The following is an 18727-nucleotide window of genomic DNA, read 5'->3' on the forward strand; positions in this document are numbered from 1 at the left end:
CCATGCATACCCTGCTCTACTGGCTCGACCCCTGGGAGCCGTCGCCGACGGTCGTGATCGCGGTGCTCGTCGCCGGCATCCTGTTCGCGCGCGGCGCGCGGCATGCGCGCGTGACGCTGGCGCGGCGCATCGCGTTCTGGTTCGGCCTGGGCGCGCTCTACGTGGCGCTGCATACGCGGCTCGATTACTTCTTCGAGCACGAGTTCTTCATGCATCGGCTGCAGCATCTGGTGCTGCATCATCTCGGGCCGTTCTTCATTGCACTGTCGTATCCCGGCGCGGCGCTGCGCGCGGGCATTCCGTTCGCGTGGCGCCGGCGCTGGCTGCGCCCGGCGGCGCAGAGCAAGGTGGCGCGCGGTTTCTTCGCCGTCGTGTTCAATCCGGTGGTGGCGGTCGTGCTGTTCGTCGGGCTGATCTACTTCTGGCTGCTCTCGCCGATCCACTTCAAGGCGATGCTGGATGCCCGGCTCTATCGCGTGATGAACTGGAGCATGGTCATCGATGGTCTGCTGTTCTGGTGGCTGGTGCTCGATCCGCGTCCGGCCCCGCCCGCGCGTCTCGCGCCCGGCAGACGGATCCTGATCGTGATCGCCGCGATTCCCCCGCAGATCATCCTGGGCGCGTACATCTTCTTCACGCCGCACGAGCTCTATCCGATCTATTCGATCTGCGGCCGCGCATTCACGTGGATCACGCCGATGCGCGACCAGCAGATCGGCGGCCTTCTGCTGTGGATCCCGGGTTCGATGATGAGCGTGATCGGCGCGCTGATCGCGCTGCGTCACTGGATGCGGCTCTCGGCGCGCACACGCCTGAGAAAGGAGAAAGGGCGCGGCGTGGATGCCGCGCCCGGCGGCGCCAAGGTCAAGGCAGACGCGGTCGCGTCATGAGCCGAAGCCGGGGCGGCGCATCCAGACGTGCGGAATGCCGTCCTCGTCGTGAATCCCCGACGACGACACGAAGCCGAACGCGCCATAGAAGCGCTGGAGATGCGCCTGCGCGTGCAGGCTGATGGGCTCGTCCGGCCATTGCGCGAGGATGTGCTTGAGCGCGCGTTCGAGCATCGCGTTACCGAGCTTGAGACCGCGGAACTTGGCCGTGGTCAGCACGCGGCCGATGCGCACGTCTTTCTCGCTGTCGTCCGGCGTTCCCGGCAGCAACACCCGCAGATAACCCGCGAGCGCGGGACGCTGGCCGTTCTCGCCGGCGCCATAGGCCAGCAGGTGCCACGCATCGATATCGAGACCGTCGATGTCGCCATACACGCAGTTCTGCTCGACGACGAACACCGCGCTGCGCGCCGCGAGCATGTCGTAGACCTCGGCGGTCGAGAGGTCGTCGAAGGCCTTCCAGCGCCATTCGAGTGAAGAGAGTCGGTCGGTCATGGGATTCCGGATGCGAGGAGTATCGCGATTATGCCGCGCTACGCCTGGCCGCGAATAAAGCGTAACGCGGTCATGCGCGAAGGCTGATACGCGAGAACTGCGGGCAAAAAGAAAAAGCCCTGACGGATCAGGGCTTTTCGAGTGGAGGCGCGGACCGGAGTCGAACCGGTCTAAACGGCTTTGCAGGCCGCTGCATAACCGCTTTGCTACCGCGCCGTATGCGGTTCCGGCTGCCGGTCATACGCCGGCTTCTTCACCAAACAAAAAGGGAAGCTTGGCTTCCCCTTTGATTGGAGCGGGAGACGAGTCTCGAACTCGCGACCTCAACCTTGGCAAGGTTGCGCTCTACCAACTGAGCTACTCCCGCAATGTCCTGCGATGCTGCTGTGTCACTTGTACCGCTGCTTCCGGCGTCACGCGCACTGTGCTTCAACGCTGACCACACCGAAAACTTTCTGATCTGGAGCGGGAGACGAGTCTCGAACTCGCGACCTCAACCTTGGCAAGGTTGCGCTCTACCAACTGAGCTACTCCCGCATTTTTACTGCCGCTCCTGCTGCACGTTTTTACCGCACTTCGCTGGTTTGCGTCGTGCCGTGCATCAGAGAAACGAGATTATGTAGAAGCTAAAGAAGCCTGTCAACAGTTTTGTGAGAGGAATTTTCCGTTTCGACGCAATTTTCCGCGCGCACGAATCTGAGCCGCATCTGAGCCGCATCTGAGCCGCATCTGAGCCTTTGCGCGACGGACGCATCACAGCATGCCGCCCCGTTCGCGAATCTGCGGCCACGCGAGCTTCATGTAGTAGAGCATCGACCAGACCGTGAGCACGGCGGCGACGTCGATGAGCCACAGCCCCCACACGCGCGTGTCGATCATCCACTGCGTGCCGGTGATCCTGAGCGGGCCGTAGAACAGCAGCATCGGGATGGCGACCATCTGGCACACGGTCTTGAACTTGCCGAGCTGATTCACCGCGACGCTCTTCGATGCGCCGATCTGCGCCATCCATTCGCGCAGCGCCGAGATGGTGATCTCGCGTCCGACGATCACCAGCGCGATCACCGCATTGAGCCGCGCCAGCTGCACCAGGACGAGCAAGGCGGCGGTCACCATCAGCTTGTCGGCGACGGGATCGAGGAACGCGCCGAACGCCGAGGTCTGGTTGAGCTTGCGTGCGAGGAAGCCGTCGAACCAGTCGGTGAGCGCGGCGAGCACGAAGATCAGCATGCCGAGCAGGTTGCGGTGCTCCGGGCTCATCATCATGTCCGGCAGATAGAACACGCCCACGACGAGCGGAATCAGCACGATCCGCAGCCATGTCAGAAAGATCGGTAGATTGAACGGCATGGGCGCAGGCGAGTGAAGGACATGTAAGGGAGCCGCCATTGTGCCGCGTCGCTCCCGCGCTCACAAGGCAGCGGCCCGGCAGCGACCCGGGCCGGCGCGCCCCGCGACGGGCTTGCTGTCGCGGGGCGCGCCGGTGCCGGTTCAATGCAACTGACGGTATATCTGCTGTGCTAGCGCAAGCGAGATGCCTTCGACACTGGCCAGGTCCTCGACGCTTGCCGCCTGCACGCCGCGCAATCCGCCGAAGCGCGACAAGAGCCGTTGACGCCGTTTCGCGCCGACGCCTTCGAGCTCTTCCAGCCGCGACGTCTGACGGGCTTTCGCGCGCTTGGCCCGCATGCCGGTGATCGCGAAGCGGTGAGCCTCGTCGCGGATCTGCGCGACCAGCATCAGCGCGGCGCTTTCCTTGCCGAGTTCGAGTGCGGGGCGGCCGTCGGCGAAGATGAGCGTCTCCAGTCCGACCTTGCGCCCTTCTCCCTTCGCGACGCCGACCAGCATGCCGTGATCGAGCCCGAGTTCCGAGAACACCTGCCTGGCGATTTCCACCTGCCCCTTGCCGCCGTCGATCAGCACGATGGTCGGCAGTGTGCCGCCCGCGGCGACCGGCTCGGCGCCATCGGGTGTGACGGTGGGATCGGCAGCATCGCCGGGCTGCAGGGTGGCGGCTTCGTCGGTGGCGTTGGCGGCCGCCTGCGCGACCAACTTCTCGTAGCGGCGTGTGAGCACCTGGCGCATCGCGGCGTAGTCGTCGCCGGGCGTGATGCCGGTGATGTTGTAGCGGCGATACTCGCCCGACTGCATCTTGTGATGATGGAACACGACACATGATGCCTGCGTGGCTTCGCCCATCGTATGGCTGATGTCGAAGCACTCCACCCGCAGTTGCGCGAGGTCGTCCATCTCCATGCCGAGCGTATCGGCGAGCGCGCGGGTGCGCGCCTGCTGCGAGCCCTGCTCCGACAGCAGCCGCGCGAGCGCGAGCCGCGCGTTCTGCTCGGCCATCGAGAGCCATACGCGCTTCTGCCCTTGCGGCTGGCGCAGCAGCGTGACCTTGTGGCCGGCCTGCTCGATCAGCAGATCGACGAGATCGCGGCTCGACGGCGCGTGACTCACGACGAGTACAGGCGGCACGCGATTGCCGATGTAGTGCTGCGCCATGAATGCTTCCAGCACTTCGGCTTCAAGGGCGTTTTCGCGGGGTTGCGGGTCGGCTTCGTTCTCAGCGGCGGCGGCATCTGCTTGGAGCTCCGTCACGGCCGCTACAACCGGCGCAGCAGCAGGTTCAGCGTCCTCCGCAACCGTTGCGTCTTCGAGCAGTTCCGGCAATTCCGGCAACTCATCCTCATCGCCCAGCGACAACGCGCTTTCAACATGCGTCGGAAAGTACGCCTTGTCGCCGAGATGCCGGCCGCCGCGCACCATCGCGAGATTCACGCATACCTTGCCGCCCAGCGCGACCACCGCGAGGATATCGACATCGCTCTCGCCGCCCACTTCGATCGCCTGCTGATGCAGCACCGTCGACAGCGAGCTCATCTGGTTGCGCACCGCCGCGGCCTGCTCGAACTTGAGATCGGCGGCGAAGGCGTGCATCTTCTGCTCGAGTTCCTTCATCACCTCGCCCTGCCGTCCGAGCAGGAAGCGCGACGCATTGGCGACGTCGCGCGCGTAATCCTCCTCGCTGATGAGTCCGGTGCACGGCGCGGTGCAGCGTCCGATCTGATGCAGCAGGCACGGCCGCGTGCGGTTGCTGAACACCGAGTCCTCGCAGGTCCGCAGCTGGAACACGCGCTGCAGGATCTGGATGCTTTCGCGCACCGCCCACGCGCTCGGAAACGGCCCGAAATACTGGTTCTTCTTGTCGACCGCGCCGCGGTAGTACGCCATGCGCGGGAACGTGTGGCCGGTGAGCTTGAGAAACGGATACGACTTGTCGTCGCGAAACAGGATGTTGTAGCGCGGCGCGAGCGCCTTGATCAGGTTGTTCTCGAGCAGCAGCGCTTCGGCTTCGGAACGCGTGACGGTGGTTTCGATCTTGCGGATGCGCGTCACCATCATCGCGATGCGCGGCGAATGCAGCGTCTTCGTGAAATAGCTCGACACGCGCTTCTTCAGATTGCGCGCCTTGCCGACGTACAGCACGTTGCCGCCGCCGTCGTAGTAGCGGTATACGCCCGGCAAATGGGGCAGTTGCGCAAGGGTCTTCTTCGGGTCGAACTCCGCGTCGGAAGCGGATTCGTGTGCGGCGGAGTCAGTCATGCAGCGAAAGTCGCGAGTGTCCCGCGCGAGGCGCGGCGCGAAGCCTGGATGGGGAGGCGCGCGCGGGCGCCAGGGCCGCGGTCGTTATTTGTCGGGTAGCCCGACTTTCTTGCGAAAGCCGGGCCCCCCGAGAACCGTACGTGCGAGTTTCCCCGCATACGGCTCAAATCTACAAACAAAGTCCTGTCTACTACAGAACCGGCTTAGTTACAACTAGTCTTCCAGCATGCACTTGCCGGTGGCAGTGCGGGTGAAGCAGCGCCCGGTTGGACAAGGCGTCGGTGCCACCATGCATCCGATATTCCAGATGATGGTCGTGCCAACCTGTTTCGTCCGTCAAGGCACAGCCACAATGCGCGCATAGCCCGCTTTGTGACAGATATAGCGCGGCCCACTGCTTCCGGTAGCGCATCTGTTCCCACATGCGCCCTTGCCGCAATGTCTCGCCATACTGCTCCCACTTAGGATCGAAAGGATTGAACTCGCCTTTGATCCTCGTGTGCCGTTTGATAGCTGTACCGCTAAGCTGGTACAGCTCATTCAGCCCCCAACTGCCGTCCTCGCGCTCCGTGCGAACGGCAAACACCCAATTCCGGGCACCAACAGAGTGAAAGTACTTCTGCTTCACCCATACAGCGCTCTTCTGCGGATGCCTCCGCTTCGACCACCGCCAGAGCTTCCGAAAAATCAGATGCTCCATCCGGCTGTACGTCTGCTTGGCCGAGACCGGACGGTGATACTGCGCCCATCCGCGCAACATCGGGTTCAGCAGTTGGACTAGATCCTCCTGCTTTACCGTTTTGTTGCCGCTGATCGTTTCCGCCACCTTGCGATAAAACGCTTGCGCGTTTTTCTTGCTCGGCTTGATGAGCAGCTTTCCCGAGTACTTCCGGAAATTCCACCCAAGGAAATCGAAGCCTTCGTCAATGTGGGTGATCCGCGTTTTCGCCTCTGACAGGTGCAAGCCTCGTACAGCAAGGAATGCTTCCACCCAAGGCCTGACCTCGTTTTCCAGAATCTCTTTCGAGTCGCCGGTGATCACGAAGTCATCCGCGTATCGCACCACATTCACTTTCAGCTTCTTTGCCTTTGCGATCCCGAATTTCGCACCGAGGTGCGCAATCAGTTCACGCTCCAGCCCGTTCAGCGTCACGTTGGCCAGCGTCGGGGAGATGATGCCTCCCTGCGGCGTACCGGCCTCAGTCGCCTGTAGCTGCCCCTTGTAAATCAGGCCAGCCTTCAACCACTTCCGGAGGATTTCCCTGTCCATGGGGACATGGTTTTCCAGCCAGTCGTGGTTGATGTGGTCAAAGCAGCCTTTGATATCCGCTTCCAGTACCCATCGGGACGAATCCTTCCGGGACGTACAAGCGCGTACCTGGCCCATAGCATCAGCCGTTGAACGATTGAGCCGGAACCCATACGAGTTCGGGTCGCTCGTCGACTCTGCTACCGGCTCCAAGGCCAGCAGATACAAGGCTTGCATCGCCCTGTCCCGCATGGTCGGAATGCCCAAAGGACGCTCCTTTCCATTGGCTTTGGGAATAAAGACTCTCCGTAATGGCAAAGGCTTATATCCACGCCGCTTCAACCTGCCGATGGCTTCCCACCGGCGCTCAGGCGAGTCCCACAGTTCGCGATCGACTCCAGCCGTTCGCGCACCCTGGTTCTGCGTAACACGTCGTACCGCGTACAACTTTGCGGACAACATGCGAGTCAGCATCCGTTGCAAGGCTTTCACCCTGCGCCAGTCACCTTCCCGCGTCGCCTTCGCAATTCGAATCTGCATCCCTCTCACGTTCCGCTCAACTTTCCGCCAATTAACGGCATTCCAGTTGACAGGCGCGTGGGAAAGCGCAGATCCGGTCTTTCGACCTGATACTTTCATGCTGCTCTCCTACTTGGAAAAAGTCCCCAGGCAGAAGGCGCATCTCCCCAGAGGGGCAGACACACCCCTCTGGGGAACAACAGACACCTCAATAGGAGCGCGTACGCCCCTATCTCGGACAAACACCTCAGTACGGGCGCATGCACCCGTACCTAACCAAGTTACAGAGGGTAGTCAGCCGCCTTGCGACGGTAGACCAGACGGAAGTCTGCCCGCTTTCGCGTGGGATGATGTCTCAACCCCTATCCGGGCCATTACAGCCTGACATTCGCTTTTTCCGTCCTCCCATACCTGCACAATCAACAGCGTCCCTTACGGTTCGCCTGCCAGCCAAAAGACAGCTGGCAACCATACAGGCTTACCACGTTCCCGGCATGTCACACGACTGACGTAGGTTCTGCCTATCCCCCGGTGGCTTAACAACGACGTAGCCCAAATTCTAAGTGGACTAACCAGCCACGTACCTTTTGGTTAGAGCCCGATGTTCAAGCAGCTTTGGCTCCTCACTGGTAACGAGGTTTATCAGCAGTTCACATACGTTAACCCTATCAGCCAGCCTAGCTCCTCGACCCCTTTGCTGCTAGGAGTGTCCAGACCGATCCCTCGCGGGAAGGGCCTGCCCGAAACCTCCGGAGGCTACATTGTCAGAAGAGCTTCACACCCCACCGTTGCCAGTGACGCATGTCTTCCTAGGCTACTGCTGGTCGTACAGCAGGTTCACTATCCTCGTCGTACAACTGACGAGGCCAAACAATGACACACCGAGCTTTCGCTCGTATCGGTTCGCGAATCCATTGCCGTTGAAGGCGCAGGAATTACATACATCACTCCACCCTTTCGGCGGAGGTGAAGCCGCGGACGGGGCGGAACCTGACGGTAATCAGGTCAATGCAGTGCGAGCTCTCGGAGAATGTGCTCTACCGAGACTCGTATGAACGAGACCCGGCAAACCTCTACCGGCTCTCGCTTCGCTAAAAGAGATACCCCGCTTCTGAGCAGTTGCGTCGAGGGACTCACGCCCCTTCCCGATGCTCCACGTGATACCTTCGCGACCGGTTAGGCTCATACAGACGCCTCCTTTGTCGCTAGTCGATGCCCCTTACGTTGGGGCTACCCGGACACGAGCGTGCGTGTCGCACTAGAATCGCCAGTTTAGAACATTACGCCGCGCGCCAACGTCCCATGTCCGAGCAGCCGCCCACGCCGTCCGCCACCCCGGAACTCGCCTGCGACATCTTTTGCGCGGTCATCGACAATTTCGGCGACATCGGCGTCTGCTGGCGGCTCGCGCGGCAGCTGCAAACGGAATACGGCTGGCGCGTGCGGCTCTTCGTCGACGATCTGAAAGTCTTCCACGCGCTCTGTCCGGCGGTCGACGCCACGCTGGCGCGGCAGGAAGCGATGGGCGTCGTGATCGAACACTGGCACGATCCCGCGCATGCCGGCGACAGGCTCGACATCGCGGACGTCGTGATCGAGGCGTTCGCGTGCGAACTGCCGCCCGCCTATGTCGCCGCGATGGCGCGGCGCGAGCGCCAGCCGGTCTGGGTGAATCTGGAGTATCTGAGCGGCGAGGACTGGGTCGCGGACTTTCACACGCGGCCTTCGCCGCATCCGCGTTATCCGCTCGAAAAGACGTTCTTTTTTCCCGGCCTCGGCGCAGGCACGGGCGGCGTACTGAAGGAACGCGATCTCGACGCGCAACGCCTGGCCTTCGATGCGCCCGCCTGGTGGCGCGAACACGTGCATGACGAGCCGCCGGGCGCCGACAGCACTGTCATCTCCCTGTTCGCTTACGAGAACCCTGCCGTAGACAGCCTGCTCGCGCAGTGGCGCGACGGCGCCCAACCGGTCGTGCTGCTCGTGCCAGAAGGACGCATCTCTGGCGCCTTGGCGCGCTTCTTCGACGTGCCGCGGTTCACGGCGGGCACGACGGCGCGTGCTGGCGCATTGCGGGCGCATGCGCTGGGATTCGTCGAGCAGCCGCGTTTTGACGCCTTGCTGTGGGCCGCCGACATCAACTTCGTGCGCGGCGAGGATTCGTTCGTGCGGGCCCAATGGGCCTGCAAGCCTTTCGTGTGGCACATCTATCCGCAAGCCGACGACGCCCATCTCCCCAAGCTCGATGCCGCCCTCGCCCACTACACGCAGGCGCTCGACGCATCGGCGCGGGCTTCGACAGAACGCTTCTGGCACGCGTGGAACGGCGCGGGCACGCCGGACTGGGCCGATTTCTGGCGTCATCGCCGGGCGCTGGAGGCGCGTGCCACAAGCTGGTCCCGTGAACTTGCGGGCATCGGCGACTTGGCGGGCAATCTCGTCGCGCATGTGCTGGCGCGCCTGCCTCGCGGGTGAGGGTTTTGCCGCCGCCCGCGCTCTGCCTCGCGCTGCCTCCTTCACGCGCGTCATCCGACTGGCCCAACGGGCAAAAACTCAGTTAAAATAAGCGGTTATCCGAGGAAGCAAGCGGTTGTAGGTTCTTTGCAGCGCACGGGAATCCCCACCGCAGTCAGCAGCGACGGCCAGAGCCCTGACGACAGCCTTCCTCGTTAGAACGCATTCACGCGTGGCGGCACCGCGCCGCTGCCGGATCGAATCATCCAGGCATATAGCCCTATCCATTCGTACAGGACCCAGTTTTATGAAGACCGCACAAGAACTCCGCGTCGGCAACGTCGTCATGATCGGCAGCGATGCCATGGTGGTGCAGCGCGCCGAGTACAACAAGTCGGGCCGCAACGCTGCGGTCGTGAAGATGAAGTTCAAGAACCTGCTGACGAACTCCGGCATGGAAACCGTCTATAAGGCGGACGACAAGTTCGACGTCGTGCTGCTGGACCGCAAGGAAGTGACCTACTCCTACTTCGCCGACCCGATGTACGTCTTCATGGACGCCGACTACAACCAGTTCGAAGTCGAAGCCGAAATGATGGGCGACGCGCTCAACTACCTCGAAGACGGCATGGCCTGCGAAGTCGTGTTCTACAACGAGAAGGCCATCTCGGTCGAACTGCCCACCACGCTTGTGCGCGAAATCATCTACACGGAACCGGCCGTGAAGGGCGATACGTCGTCGGGCAAGGTGCTGAAGACCGCCAAGCTGAACACCGGTTTCGAACTGCAAGTGCCGCTGTTCTGCAATATCGGCGACAAGATCGAAATCGACACGCGTACGAACGAGTACCGCAGCCGCGCTTAAGCGTCGCACTGCACCCGCCGGAGCCTCGCACGCAGCAACCCTCCGCGACGGCTCCCTGAACAAGCGCCCTTCCACGGGCGCTTTTTCTTTTGCATGAATTTTTTGACAAATTCAGGCAAACTTTACCGCTCGGGCCCTCATTCGATGAGCGCGCCTCCAACGAGCCAATCCCCGCAAAGGCTACCCCGTCCGGCCACGATCGGAAAAATCACCCGCGTGGCACGGTTCCTGCTGGAAACTTGCGATAACGATTTCAGAGCCGACATGCAAAAACCGCGTCCCATCACGAACCGGTTGTTGATTGTGGCGGCACTCGCGCTGCCGCCCTTCGCGTTGCCGGGATGCAAGTCGACGCCGCCGGCCGCAGCGCCCGCGTCCAGCCAGCCGGCGCCCGATGACGCAACCCTGGCCGCCCGCGTGAAGCAGGCATTGGCCGCCGATCCGCAGCTGAGATCGTTGCCGGTGAGCGTCGCGACTTATCGCGGCGTGGTGCAGGTTGCGGGCTATGTGGAATCGGATGCGCAGATCGAGCGCGCCCTGGCTGTGGCCCGTGGCGTGCCGGGCGTGCGCTCCGTGAGCAATGAACTGCATCTCAGGCCGCGCTGAGGCGGTCACCGGGGAACAGATGACACACGAAACACACGAGTAATGCAGGACGAGAACCGCAGCGGGTCGGGCGCCGGAGTCAGACAACGGCAGCGCCGCCCGCCCACGAAACACCGAAGCCCCGTGCCGCGCCGTTGCGGCCGGCACGCAGCGACGGTGCATTACAGTCCACTTTGAGACATTGGTCAGCCATGCCACACGCCCTGATTGTCGAAGACGATCCCAATAGCCTCTCAGGTCTGTCCGCGATCCTGTCGGCGGATGGTTTTTCCGTCGACACGGCGACGACCCTTGCCGAGGCACGCTCCGCGCTGACGCGCTTCATCCCCGATGTCGTGCTGATCGACCTGAATCTTCCGGACGGCAGCGGCCTCGATCTGCTGCCGAGCCTGCCCTCGCAACCGCCGGACGGCGCGTTGCCGGTGATCGTGATGACCGGCAATGCTACCGTGGAAAGCGCGATCGAAGGCTTGCGGCACGGCATCTGGGACTATCTGCTGAAGCCGGTCAACATTCCGCGCCTGCGCAGCCTGCTGGCGCGCATCCCGCGTCCGTACGAACTCACCGAGGAAGTGCAGGCGCTGCGCTCCACGCTGCGCGAACTCGGCCACTTCGGCGACATGACCGGCCGCAGCGCGGCGATGCAGCACGTCTACGATCTCATCGAACACACCGCGCCGACCGAAGCGGCCGTGTTGATCTGCGGCGAGCCGGGCACGGGCAAGAAGATCGCGGCGCGCACGATTCATCAGCTGAGCCGCCGCCGCAAAGGCCCGTTCGTCACCTTCGACTGCTCCGCGTACCGTCATTCCGGCACGGCCGGCGAGGCGCCGCAGCGCACGATGGAAAGCATCCTGTTCGGCCATGAGCGCAATGCCTATGCGGGCGCGGAGCATCGCGAACCGGGCCTGCTCGAACAGGCGGGCGGCGGCACGCTATTCCTCGACCAGATCGATTCGCTGCCGGCGCCGCAACAGGAAGCCCTGCTGCGCGCGCTCGATTCGCAGACCTTCATGCGGGTGGGCGGCAGCAACCGGATCATGACGGACTTCCGCCTGATCGCCGCGTCGCGCACGCCGATGCGCGAGGCCGTCGCGAGCGGTGCGATGCGCGAAGACCTGTTCCAGCGGCTGTCGGCTTCGTCGATCCTGCTGCCGCCGCTGAGCGAACGCGATGACGACATCGCGCTCATCGCCGAAGCGCTCGTCGACGAGCTCAACCGCGAGAATCACATCGCCGGGATCACGAGCGGATCGCCGAAACGCGTCAGTCCCGCGTTCATCCGCGAGTGCTTCGCGACCGAATGGCCGGGCAACGTTCGCGAGATGCGCGAGCGCGTGCGGCGCGCCTATCACGCGTCGGGTGAAACCATCGAGACACTGCGCGTCGATGAACCGGGCGGACTCGGCGGACGCGGCCTGAACGGCAGCAGCGTGCAGGTGACGGTGGGCACGGCGCTGGCCGACGTCGAGGACATGCTGATCCGCGCGACGCTCGAAGCGGTCGGCGGCACGCGCCATCGCGCAGCGACGCTGCTTGGCATCAGCCCGAAGACGCTCTATAACAAGCTGCAACGGATGAAGCTCGAGCCGTCGTGATGCTTCAACTGCTTTGACTGCATTAACGAAGCCCGAAAAAAACGCCACGATCGTGGCGTTTTTTTCATCTGGATCGTCCGGAAAGGAATCAGCCCAGCGTGTCCTTGATGAGCGCGCGTGCCGCCCGATACTCCGCCTGTCCCTGCAGTTTGTCCCAGCGCAGCGCCTTGCCGCGCGGCCGCATCTGCTTGAGCCGCTGCACCGACGCCTTCGACGGCGCATGGCGCAATTGCTTCAGCACCCGTCCCGCCTCTTCCGGCTGGTTGCAGATCAGCACCATGTCGCAGCCCGCCGCGAGCGCGGCGCTCGCCGCTTCGGTGAGCGTGCCGCCGGCGCGGGCCGCTTCCATCGAGAGATCGTCACTGAAGATCGCGCCGTTGAAGCCGAGCCTGCCGCGCAGGATGTCCTGCAGCCAGATGCGCGAGAAGCCGGCGGGTTTGTCGTCGACCTGGGTGTAGATGACATGCGCCGGGATCACCGACGCCAGCGACATGCCGAGCCAGTCATACGGACGCGCGTCGGCGGCGAGGATGTCTTCGAGCGCGCGGTCGTCGGTGGGCAGCGCCACGTGCGAATCGGCGGACGCGAAACCGTGACCCGGAAAATGCTTGCCGCAGTTCACCATGCCCGCGAGCGCCAGGCCGTGATTCAGGCTCTTCGCGAGCATCGTGACGACGCGCGGATCGCCATGCAGCGCGCGATCGCCGATCACCTTCGACTGCCCGTAGTTCAGATCCAGCACCGGCGTGAAGCTCATGTCGATGCCGCACGCGCGCAACTCGGACGCCAGCACATAGCCGAACGCGGTCGCGGTCTTCGTCGCGGCGAGCACGTCACGGTCCCACAGCTCGCCGAGCCGGCCCGGCGCGGGCAGCACCGTGAAGCCATCGGTGCGGAAGCGCTGCACGCGCCCGCCTTCGTGATCGACGGCGATCAGGATGTCCTCGCGCACGTCGCGGATTGCATCGGTCAGTGCGACCAGCTGCGCGCGGTTCTCGAAGTGCCGCGCGAACAGGATGATGCCGCCGGTCATCGGATGCGTGAGGCGCTCGATGTCGGCGTCGGACAGCGTCGTGCCGGCGACGTCGAGCATGACGGGGCCGGGAGTGCGTTTCATCGATTTCAATGGAAGCCCTGGATGAATGGAATGGATGTCAGACGCGCTCGGGCGTCTCGGCGATCACGAACGACACCGCGTAGTCGCGTTCGTCGCTGACCGTGACCTGCGCAGTGATGCCGCGCTGCGCGAGCCACTCGGCCAGTTCGCCGGACGCGACGCACACGGGCTTGCCGCTCGGCTCGTTGAGCGTTTGCAGTGCGCGCCAGGTCATCGGCCAGCGCATGCCGAGGCCGATCGCCTTCGAGAAGGCTTCCTTGGCCGAGAAGCGCGTGGCGAGAAACGCGAGGCCGCGCACTTCCGAGCGCGCGCGCCGGGCGTGATAGATGCGCAGTTCGTCCGGGCCGAGCACCTTCTCGGCGAACCGTCCCTTGGTGCGCTCCATGACCGCCGCGATGCGGCTGACCTGCGCGATGTCGGTGCCGATTCCGTAGATCGCCATGTGGACCCGCGCTTCAGCGTGCGTGGCCGGCGGCAAGACGCGAGGCGACCATGATCGCCTTCATCTCGCGGACCGCGTTGTCCCAGCCGGCGAAGATCGCATGCGCGACGATCGCGTGACCGATGTTCAGTTCGACGATCCCCGGCAGGGCGGCGATCGCCTGCACGTTGGTGTAGTGCAGCCCGTGCCCGGCGTTGACCTTGAGGCCCAGCGCATTGCCGAAATCGACGCTCCGTGCCACGCGCTCGAATTCGTCCTGCTGCGCGGCTTCATCGTGCGCCTCGGCATAGCGGCCGGTATGCAGTTCGATGACGGGCGCGCCTGCTTCCTGCGCTGCGCGAATCTGCGTCTCGTCCGGGTCGATGAACAGCGACACGCGCGCGCCCGCGTCGGCCAGTTGCCGGCACGCGGCCTTCACTTCTTCGAAGCGGCCCGCGACATCGAGGCCGCCTTCGGTCGTGACTTCCTGACGCTTCTCCGGCACGAGACAGACATCGTGCGGCTTGATCTCGCAGGCGATGTCGAGCATCTCGCGCGTCACTGCGCACTCCAGATTCATGCGTGTTTTCAGCAGCGGCCGCAGCGTGCGCACGTCGGCATCGACGATATGGCGGCGGTCCTCGCGCAGATGCAGCGTGATGGCGTCGGCGCCCGCTTCCTCGGCGGCCAGCGCCGCGCGGATCGGATCGGGATAGGACGTGCCGCGCGCGTTGCGCAGCGTGGCGACGTGATCGATGTTCACGCCCAGATCGATCACGTTCGCAGGCGACGAGAGAAAGAAGCTCATAGTTTTTGCAGGTCGATCAGTATCTGACGGGTGGCGAGCGGCGTGCCGCCCAGGTAATGATTCAGCAGGAAGCGCATCAGCGTCTTGCTCTGGGCCGCGGTCTGCGGGCTGGCGAAGTCGTCGCGCTCCATGTCGAGCAGCGTCTGGCCCGAGATCACCGGCCATGGCGGCGGAAGATCATCGGATGCTTCGCGCACGCCGCGGTCCGGATCGAACACGTAGCGGCCGTCGGGCGTCACCGGCTGGCGCGTTACGGTGCGCGTCAGGTTCATTGCATAGCCGGTTTCGCGCAGCAGCACGCGTTCGAACGAACGCAGCACTTGCACGGCGGGTTCGTCGTGGGCCAGGCGCGAGAGCGTCAGCACGTAGTGATTGAAGAGCGCGGGATGCGCGTCCTCGCGGGCGCAGAACTTCACCAGCAGCTCGTTGACGTAGAAGCCGCACAGCAGCGCGTCGCCCGCGAGCGGCAGCATGCCGCCGACCCACTCGGCCGTCGTCAGCGTGCGCACCTCGCCCTTGCCGGTCCACGACAGCCCGAGCGGCTGGAAGGTCTGCAACACGCCGCGTAGCGCGGAATGCGGACGCTTCGCGCCCTTCGCGACGAGCGCGACACGGCCGTGATCGCGCGAAAACACGTCGATGATCAGGCTCGTCTCGCGATACGGATAGCTGTGCAGCACGAAGCCCGGCTGTTCGGCAATGCGGAAGTCGGAACGCGGCGCGGCGCGCGGACGTTTCTCCGTGCTTTCCCCCGTGCTCGCTGCCGCGCCGCGCGTGCGCTTCTTCGCGACGCGTGCAGCCGGACGCTCGGTCGCGTCGAAATCGTCGTCAGGACGATCGTCGGCGGACGGCGTCATCCACGCGTCATTGGTGCCGTCGTCCATGAGTGGTGGCTCATCCGGTTCGGTCGCGGTTTATTCGTAGCCGTAGGCGCGCAGGCCGGCTTCGTTGTCGGCCCAGCCGCTCTTCACCTTGACGAAGGTTTCCAGGTACACCGGGCCGTCGAACAACTTTTCCATGTCGAGGCGCGCTTCAGTGCTGATCTGCTTCAGCTTCGCGCCCTTCTGGCCGATGATCATCGCCTTGTGGCCGTCGCGGTCCACCATGATGGTCGCGAACACGCGGCGCAGGCGGCCTTCGGTCTCGAACTTGTCGATCAGCACGGTGCTCGTGTACGGCAGTTCGTCGCCGGTCCAGCGGAACACTTTCTCGCGCAGGATTTCCGCCGCGAGGAAGCGCTCGCTGCGGTCGGTGAGATCGTCTTCGCCGTAGATCGGCTCGCCTTCGGGCAGATACGGCTTGAGCACGGTGAGCAGACGCTTGATGTCCTCAGGCTGCTTCGCCGCCAGCGGCACGATCTCGCGGAAATCGCGCAACGCCGACATCTGCTGCATGAACGGGAACAGCGAATCCTTGTCGCCGACGCGGTCGAGTTTGTTGGCGATCAGCAGCGTGGGCGTGCCGGGCGGAATCAGATTGAGCACTTGCTGGTCGTCCGGTCCGAAACGGCCGGCTTCGATCACGAACAGGATGGCATCGACGGAAGTGAGCGTCGAGGTCACCGCGCGATTCAGCGAGCGGTTGAGCGCGCCGCTGTGGCGCGTCTGGAAACCGGGGGTATCGACGAAGATGTACTGCGCGTCGCCGATGGTGTTGATGCCGGTGATGCGATGGCGCGTGGTCTGCGCCTTGCGCGAGGTGATGCTCACCTTCTGGCCGACGAGCCCGTTCATCAGCGTCGATTTGCCGACGTTCGGCCGGCCGACGATGGCGATCATGCCGCAGCGGAAACCGGGAGATACAGGAGTGTTCATAGTCGTGTGCAGCAAGGTTTCGTTGGAGCGCGGCGGAGCAAGCCGGGCTCGGGCGCGCGGCGGCGCGTGTCAGTGGCGTCAGTGACCGGCGTCGGCGGCGCGCGCGACGCGGCTCGCGGGCGCCTCGGCGGCGGCGCCTGCATCCGCGGCCGGTTCGGCGTGCACGGCCTGCTCCGCCGTGGCCGCTTCGCTTTTCACGACTTTCTCGGGCTTGTGGATCACCGCGCGTTCGGGCTTGTCGGCGGCGGCATAGGCGCCCGCCGACGGCTCCACGTGCGTCGCGCGGATCACCGCGAGCGGCGGCGTGGCTGCGGTGACAGCGGGACGATCGTCGGCGGCATGCGGCACGCCGTGGCCGCCGTGCTGGCGCTCGCGCCGGTCGGGCGAACGCAGGTCGAGCGCGGCCTGGATGCCGGTGACGCCGGGCACCACTTCCTGTTCGGCCAGCTTGGCCGAACGCGCGCCCTTGCGCTTCGGCTTGACGCCGAGCGTGGGCGCGGCGGCCACGACTTCGTCGAGCGCCTTCTTGGCCGCGGCCTGCTCGGCCGCGCGACGGCTGGCGCCGGAGCCGGACACCTTGATGTCGAGCTTGGGCACCGAGCATTCCACTTCGAACTGCTGGTTGTGCGCGGCGCCGTGCGTTGCGACGACCGTGTAGGTCGGCAGCGCGATCTTGTGGCCTTGCAGATATTCCTGAAGCAGCGTCTTGGCGTCCTTGCCGATGGTGCGCGGATCGATGTGATCCAGCACCGGCGTGTAGAGCCGCTTGATGACGGTCGCGGCGGCGTCGAAACCGCCGTCGAGGAAGATGGCGCCGAAAATGGCTTCGAGCGTGTCGGCCAGGATGGACGGGCGACGGAAGCCGCCGCTGCGCAGTTCGCCTTCGCCGAGCCGCAGGCCTTCCGAGACGTTCAGCGCCTGTGCAATTTCGTAGAGGGATTGTTGCTTGACCAGATTCGCGCGGACGCGGGAAAGATCGCCTTCGTCGAGTTTGCCGAATCGTTGAAACAAAAGCGCAGCCACCACGCAATTTAGAACGGAATCGCCGAGAAATTCGAGCCGTTCATTGTTCGTGGCACTGTGACTGCGATGGGTCATCGCCTGGCGCAGCAATTCCGCATTGCGAAATTCGTACCGCAGCCGGCTTTCCAGCGGAGAAGAGGGCATGGAGAGAGTATAACGCGGGCGCGACGGGCGACGATTGCGTCATCCGCCGCCGGAAAACGCGCGCGGAGACGGTGTTAGCCGCGCTTCTTCACGCCGTTTCGAAGCTTTTGTTTTGATGTTTTCGAAACGCCGGCTGTCATGCATGACGAGCCGGCGTCGCACGCATCATTCGAACGAGCCGATGCGTTTCAGATTGCCGAAGTTCATCCAGATGAAGAACGCACGCCCGACGATGTTCTGATCCGGCACGAAGCCCCAGTAGCGGCTGTCCGCGCTGTTGTCGCGGTTGTCGCCCATCATGAAGTAGTTGCCCGGCGGCACCTTGCAGGTCACGCCCTGCGCGTTGTAGTTGCAGTTGTCGCGGAACGGAAAGTCTTCGGCGCCCATGATGTAAGGCGGCACCTGCGGATTGTTCAGGATCGCATTCTTGCGGCCCTTGCCGAGGTCTTCCATGAACTGCTTCGAGTACCCGATGCTCTCGCTGTCGAAATAGTCGGGCATCGGCGTTTCGGGCACCGGCTTGCCGTTGATAGTGAGCTTCTTGTCTTCGTAGGCGACCGTGTCGCCCGGCAGGCCGATCACGCGCTTGATGTAGTCGACCGACTCGTCTTTCGGATAGCGGAACACGACCACGTCGCCCCGTTGCAGCGGACTGCCCTGCGTGATCTTGGTGTTGCTGATCGGCAGGCGCAGACCGTACTCGTACTTGTTCACGAGGATGAAGTCGCCGACGAGCAGCGTCGGGATCATGGAGCCGGACGGAATCTTGAACGGCTCGATGATGAACGAGCGCACCACGAAGACCGCCAGGATCACCGGGAAAAAGCTCGCCGTGTATTCGAGCCACCACGGCTGGCGCAGCTTGTCGTCGCGCATGCGGGCGCGGGTCTGGTCGGCGTTCTCGTCGGCGAAACGCTCGCCCACGCGCTCCTGCTGACGGTTGAATTCGGCGACGGCGGCCTCGGCGGCGCGACGCCGTTGCGGCAGGAACACCAGCTTGTCGAGCACCCAGGCAATGCCCGTCAGCACGACGAGAATCAAAAGAATCAATGCAAAATTCATCAATCGCTTCCGGTTGTTATCGTTGTTTGCCCGACGGACGAGCCGCCGGGCGG

16 protein-coding genes and 3 tRNA genes are annotated in these 18727 nt (G+C 63.9%); 5 read left to right on the forward strand and 14 right to left on the reverse strand.

The window, feature by feature from the left end:
* Positions 1 to 2: 2 nt before the first annotated feature.
* Positions 3 to 890, forward strand: coding sequence for a cytochrome c oxidase assembly protein (locus tag QCE83_RS09580; protein ID WP_309809099.1), 888 nt, complete (start codon positions 3 to 5; stop codon positions 888 to 890).
* Here the strand turns inward: QCE83_RS09580 and QCE83_RS09585 are convergent.
* From QCE83_RS09585 to ltrA, 7 genes are all read right to left on the reverse strand, one after another.
* The gene (locus QCE83_RS09585; RefSeq protein ID WP_309809101.1) at positions 885 to 1385 is read right to left on the reverse strand and encodes a GNAT family N-acetyltransferase; all 501 of its coding nucleotides are present in this window, start codon (positions 1383 to 1385) and stop codon (positions 885 to 887) included. The genes QCE83_RS09580 and QCE83_RS09585 overlap by 6 nt on opposite strands.
* A gap of 142 nt (positions 1386 to 1527) precedes the next feature.
* Positions 1528 to 1601, reverse strand: a tRNA-Cys gene (locus QCE83_RS09590).
* 75 nt (positions 1602 to 1676) lie between these two features.
* Positions 1677 to 1752 (reverse strand) — tRNA-Gly (locus QCE83_RS09595).
* Between the two features lie 94 nt (positions 1753 to 1846).
* Positions 1847 to 1922: transfer RNA gene (locus tag QCE83_RS09600), tRNA-Gly, on the reverse strand.
* A 216-nt stretch (positions 1923 to 2138) separates the two neighbouring features.
* Positions 2139 to 2735, reverse strand: coding sequence for a CDP-diacylglycerol--glycerol-3-phosphate 3-phosphatidyltransferase (pgsA, locus tag QCE83_RS09605; protein ID WP_309809103.1), 597 nt, complete (start codon positions 2733 to 2735; stop codon positions 2139 to 2141).
* A gap of 141 nt (positions 2736 to 2876) precedes the next feature.
* Entirely contained in the window at positions 2877 to 4994 is a 2118-nt protein-coding gene (gene uvrC / locus QCE83_RS09610; RefSeq protein WP_309809106.1) for an excinuclease ABC subunit UvrC, read from the reverse strand.
* A gap of 190 nt (positions 4995 to 5184) precedes the next feature.
* Positions 5185 to 6882: a group II intron reverse transcriptase/maturase gene (gene ltrA, locus QCE83_RS09615; protein WP_309809108.1), complete on the reverse strand. Its 1698-nt coding sequence runs from the start codon at positions 6880 to 6882 to the stop codon at positions 5185 to 5187.
* A gap of 1182 nt (positions 6883 to 8064) precedes the next feature.
* Between ltrA and earP the strand changes: the two genes are divergently transcribed.
* The 4 genes from earP (at position 8065) to QCE83_RS09635 (ending at position 12285) form a co-directional block, all read left to right on the forward strand.
* Entirely contained in the window at positions 8065 to 9237 is a 1173-nt protein-coding gene (earP, locus tag QCE83_RS09620; RefSeq protein WP_309809111.1) for an elongation factor P maturation arginine rhamnosyltransferase EarP, read from the forward strand.
* 286 nt (positions 9238 to 9523) lie between these two features.
* On the forward strand, positions 9524 to 10081 hold the full coding sequence (gene efp / locus QCE83_RS09625) for an elongation factor P (RefSeq protein WP_309809113.1): 558 nt from the start codon (positions 9524 to 9526) through the stop codon (positions 10079 to 10081).
* Positions 10082 to 10345: 264 nt separating this feature from the next.
* A complete protein-coding gene (locus QCE83_RS09630; RefSeq protein WP_309809115.1) occupies positions 10346 to 10687 on the forward strand; it encodes a BON domain-containing protein in 342 nt (113 codons plus the stop codon).
* A 191-nt stretch (positions 10688 to 10878) separates the two neighbouring features.
* Positions 10879 to 12285 carry a sigma-54 dependent transcriptional regulator gene (locus tag QCE83_RS09635; RefSeq protein ID WP_309809117.1) on the forward strand — a complete coding sequence of 469 codons (1407 nt, stop codon included), beginning with the start codon at positions 10879 to 10881 and terminating at the stop codon, positions 12283 to 12285.
* An 88-nt stretch (positions 12286 to 12373) separates the two neighbouring features.
* On the opposite strand, the gene nagZ is transcribed toward QCE83_RS09635, so the two are convergent.
* The 7 genes from nagZ to lepB all read right to left on the reverse strand — a co-directional run bounded on the left by nagZ (position 12374) and on the right by lepB (position 18674).
* A complete protein-coding gene (nagZ, locus tag QCE83_RS09640; protein ID WP_309809119.1) occupies positions 12374 to 13402 on the reverse strand; it encodes a beta-N-acetylhexosaminidase in 1029 nt (342 codons plus the stop codon).
* A 37-nt stretch (positions 13403 to 13439) separates the two neighbouring features.
* Positions 13440 to 13844 carry a holo-ACP synthase gene (gene acpS, locus QCE83_RS09645; protein WP_309809121.1) on the reverse strand — a complete coding sequence of 135 codons (405 nt, stop codon included), beginning with the start codon at positions 13842 to 13844 and terminating at the stop codon, positions 13440 to 13442.
* Positions 13845 to 13857: 13 nt separating this feature from the next.
* Positions 13858 to 14631, reverse strand: coding sequence for a pyridoxine 5'-phosphate synthase (pdxJ, locus tag QCE83_RS09650; RefSeq protein WP_309809123.1), 774 nt, complete (start codon positions 14629 to 14631; stop codon positions 13858 to 13860).
* Complete coding sequence (gene recO / locus QCE83_RS09655; RefSeq protein WP_309809126.1) at positions 14628 to 15515, reverse strand: DNA repair protein RecO; 888 nt, start codon at positions 15513 to 15515, stop codon at positions 14628 to 14630. Before recO ends, pdxJ begins: the two co-directional genes overlap by 4 nt.
* Positions 15516 to 15545: 30 nt before the next feature.
* Positions 15546 to 16445 (reverse strand): GTPase Era, encoded by a 900-nt coding sequence (era, locus tag QCE83_RS09660; protein WP_404984407.1) that lies wholly within the window; start codon positions 16443 to 16445, stop codon positions 15546 to 15548.
* Between the two features lie 78 nt (positions 16446 to 16523).
* Positions 16524 to 17612, reverse strand: a complete 1089-nt coding sequence (gene rnc / locus QCE83_RS09665; protein ID WP_309809129.1) for a ribonuclease III — start codon at positions 17610 to 17612, stop codon at positions 16524 to 16526.
* 165 nt (positions 17613 to 17777) lie between these two features.
* The gene (gene lepB / locus QCE83_RS09670; RefSeq protein WP_309809130.1) at positions 17778 to 18674 is read right to left on the reverse strand and encodes a signal peptidase I; all 897 of its coding nucleotides are present in this window, start codon (positions 18672 to 18674) and stop codon (positions 17778 to 17780) included.
* Positions 18675 to 18727 lie beyond the last annotated feature (53 nt).

The organism is Caballeronia sp. LZ034LL, from assembly GCF_031451215.1.
Classification (GTDB): Bacteria; Pseudomonadota; Gammaproteobacteria; order Burkholderiales; family Burkholderiaceae; genus Caballeronia.

Coding starts and splice junctions, on each gene's coding strand:
- pgsA (WP_309809103.1), bottom strand. CDS start 2,735: ATGCCGTTCAATCTACCGATCTTTCTGACATGGCTGCGGATCGTGCTG.
- lepB (WP_309809130.1), bottom strand. CDS start 18,674: ATGAATTTTGCATTGATTCTTTTGATTCTCGTCGTGCTGACGGGCATT.
- QCE83_RS09635 (WP_309809117.1), top strand. CDS start 10,879: ATGCCACACGCCCTGATTGTCGAAGACGATCCCAATAGCCTCTCAGGT.
- recO (WP_309809126.1), bottom strand. CDS start 15,515: ATGGACGACGGCACCAATGACGCGTGGATGACGCCGTCCGCCGACGAT.
- QCE83_RS09630 (WP_309809115.1), top strand. CDS start 10,346: ATGCAAAAACCGCGTCCCATCACGAACCGGTTGTTGATTGTGGCGGCA.
- acpS (WP_309809121.1), bottom strand. CDS start 13,844: ATGGCGATCTACGGAATCGGCACCGACATCGCGCAGGTCAGCCGCATC.
- era (WP_404984407.1), bottom strand. CDS start 16,445: ATGAACACTCCTGTATCTCCCGGTTTCCGCTGCGGCATGATCGCCATC.
- QCE83_RS09585 (WP_309809101.1), bottom strand. CDS start 1,385: ATGACCGACCGACTCTCTTCACTCGAATGGCGCTGGAAGGCCTTCGAC.
- QCE83_RS09580 (WP_309809099.1), top strand. CDS start 3: ATGCATACCCTGCTCTACTGGCTCGACCCCTGGGAGCCGTCGCCGACG.
- ltrA (WP_309809108.1), bottom strand. CDS start 6,882: ATGAAAGTATCAGGTCGAAAGACCGGATCTGCGCTTTCCCACGCGCCT.
- nagZ (WP_309809119.1), bottom strand. CDS start 13,402: ATGAAACGCACTCCCGGCCCCGTCATGCTCGACGTCGCCGGCACGACG.
- pdxJ (WP_309809123.1), bottom strand. CDS start 14,631: ATGAGCTTCTTTCTCTCGTCGCCTGCGAACGTGATCGATCTGGGCGTG.
- earP (WP_309809111.1), top strand. CDS start 8,065: ATGTCCGAGCAGCCGCCCACGCCGTCCGCCACCCCGGAACTCGCCTGC.
- efp (WP_309809113.1), top strand. CDS start 9,524: ATGAAGACCGCACAAGAACTCCGCGTCGGCAACGTCGTCATGATCGGC.
- rnc (WP_309809129.1), bottom strand. CDS start 17,612: ATGCCCTCTTCTCCGCTGGAAAGCCGGCTGCGGTACGAATTTCGCAAT.
- uvrC (WP_309809106.1), bottom strand. CDS start 4,994: ATGACTGACTCCGCCGCACACGAATCCGCTTCCGACGCGGAGTTCGAC.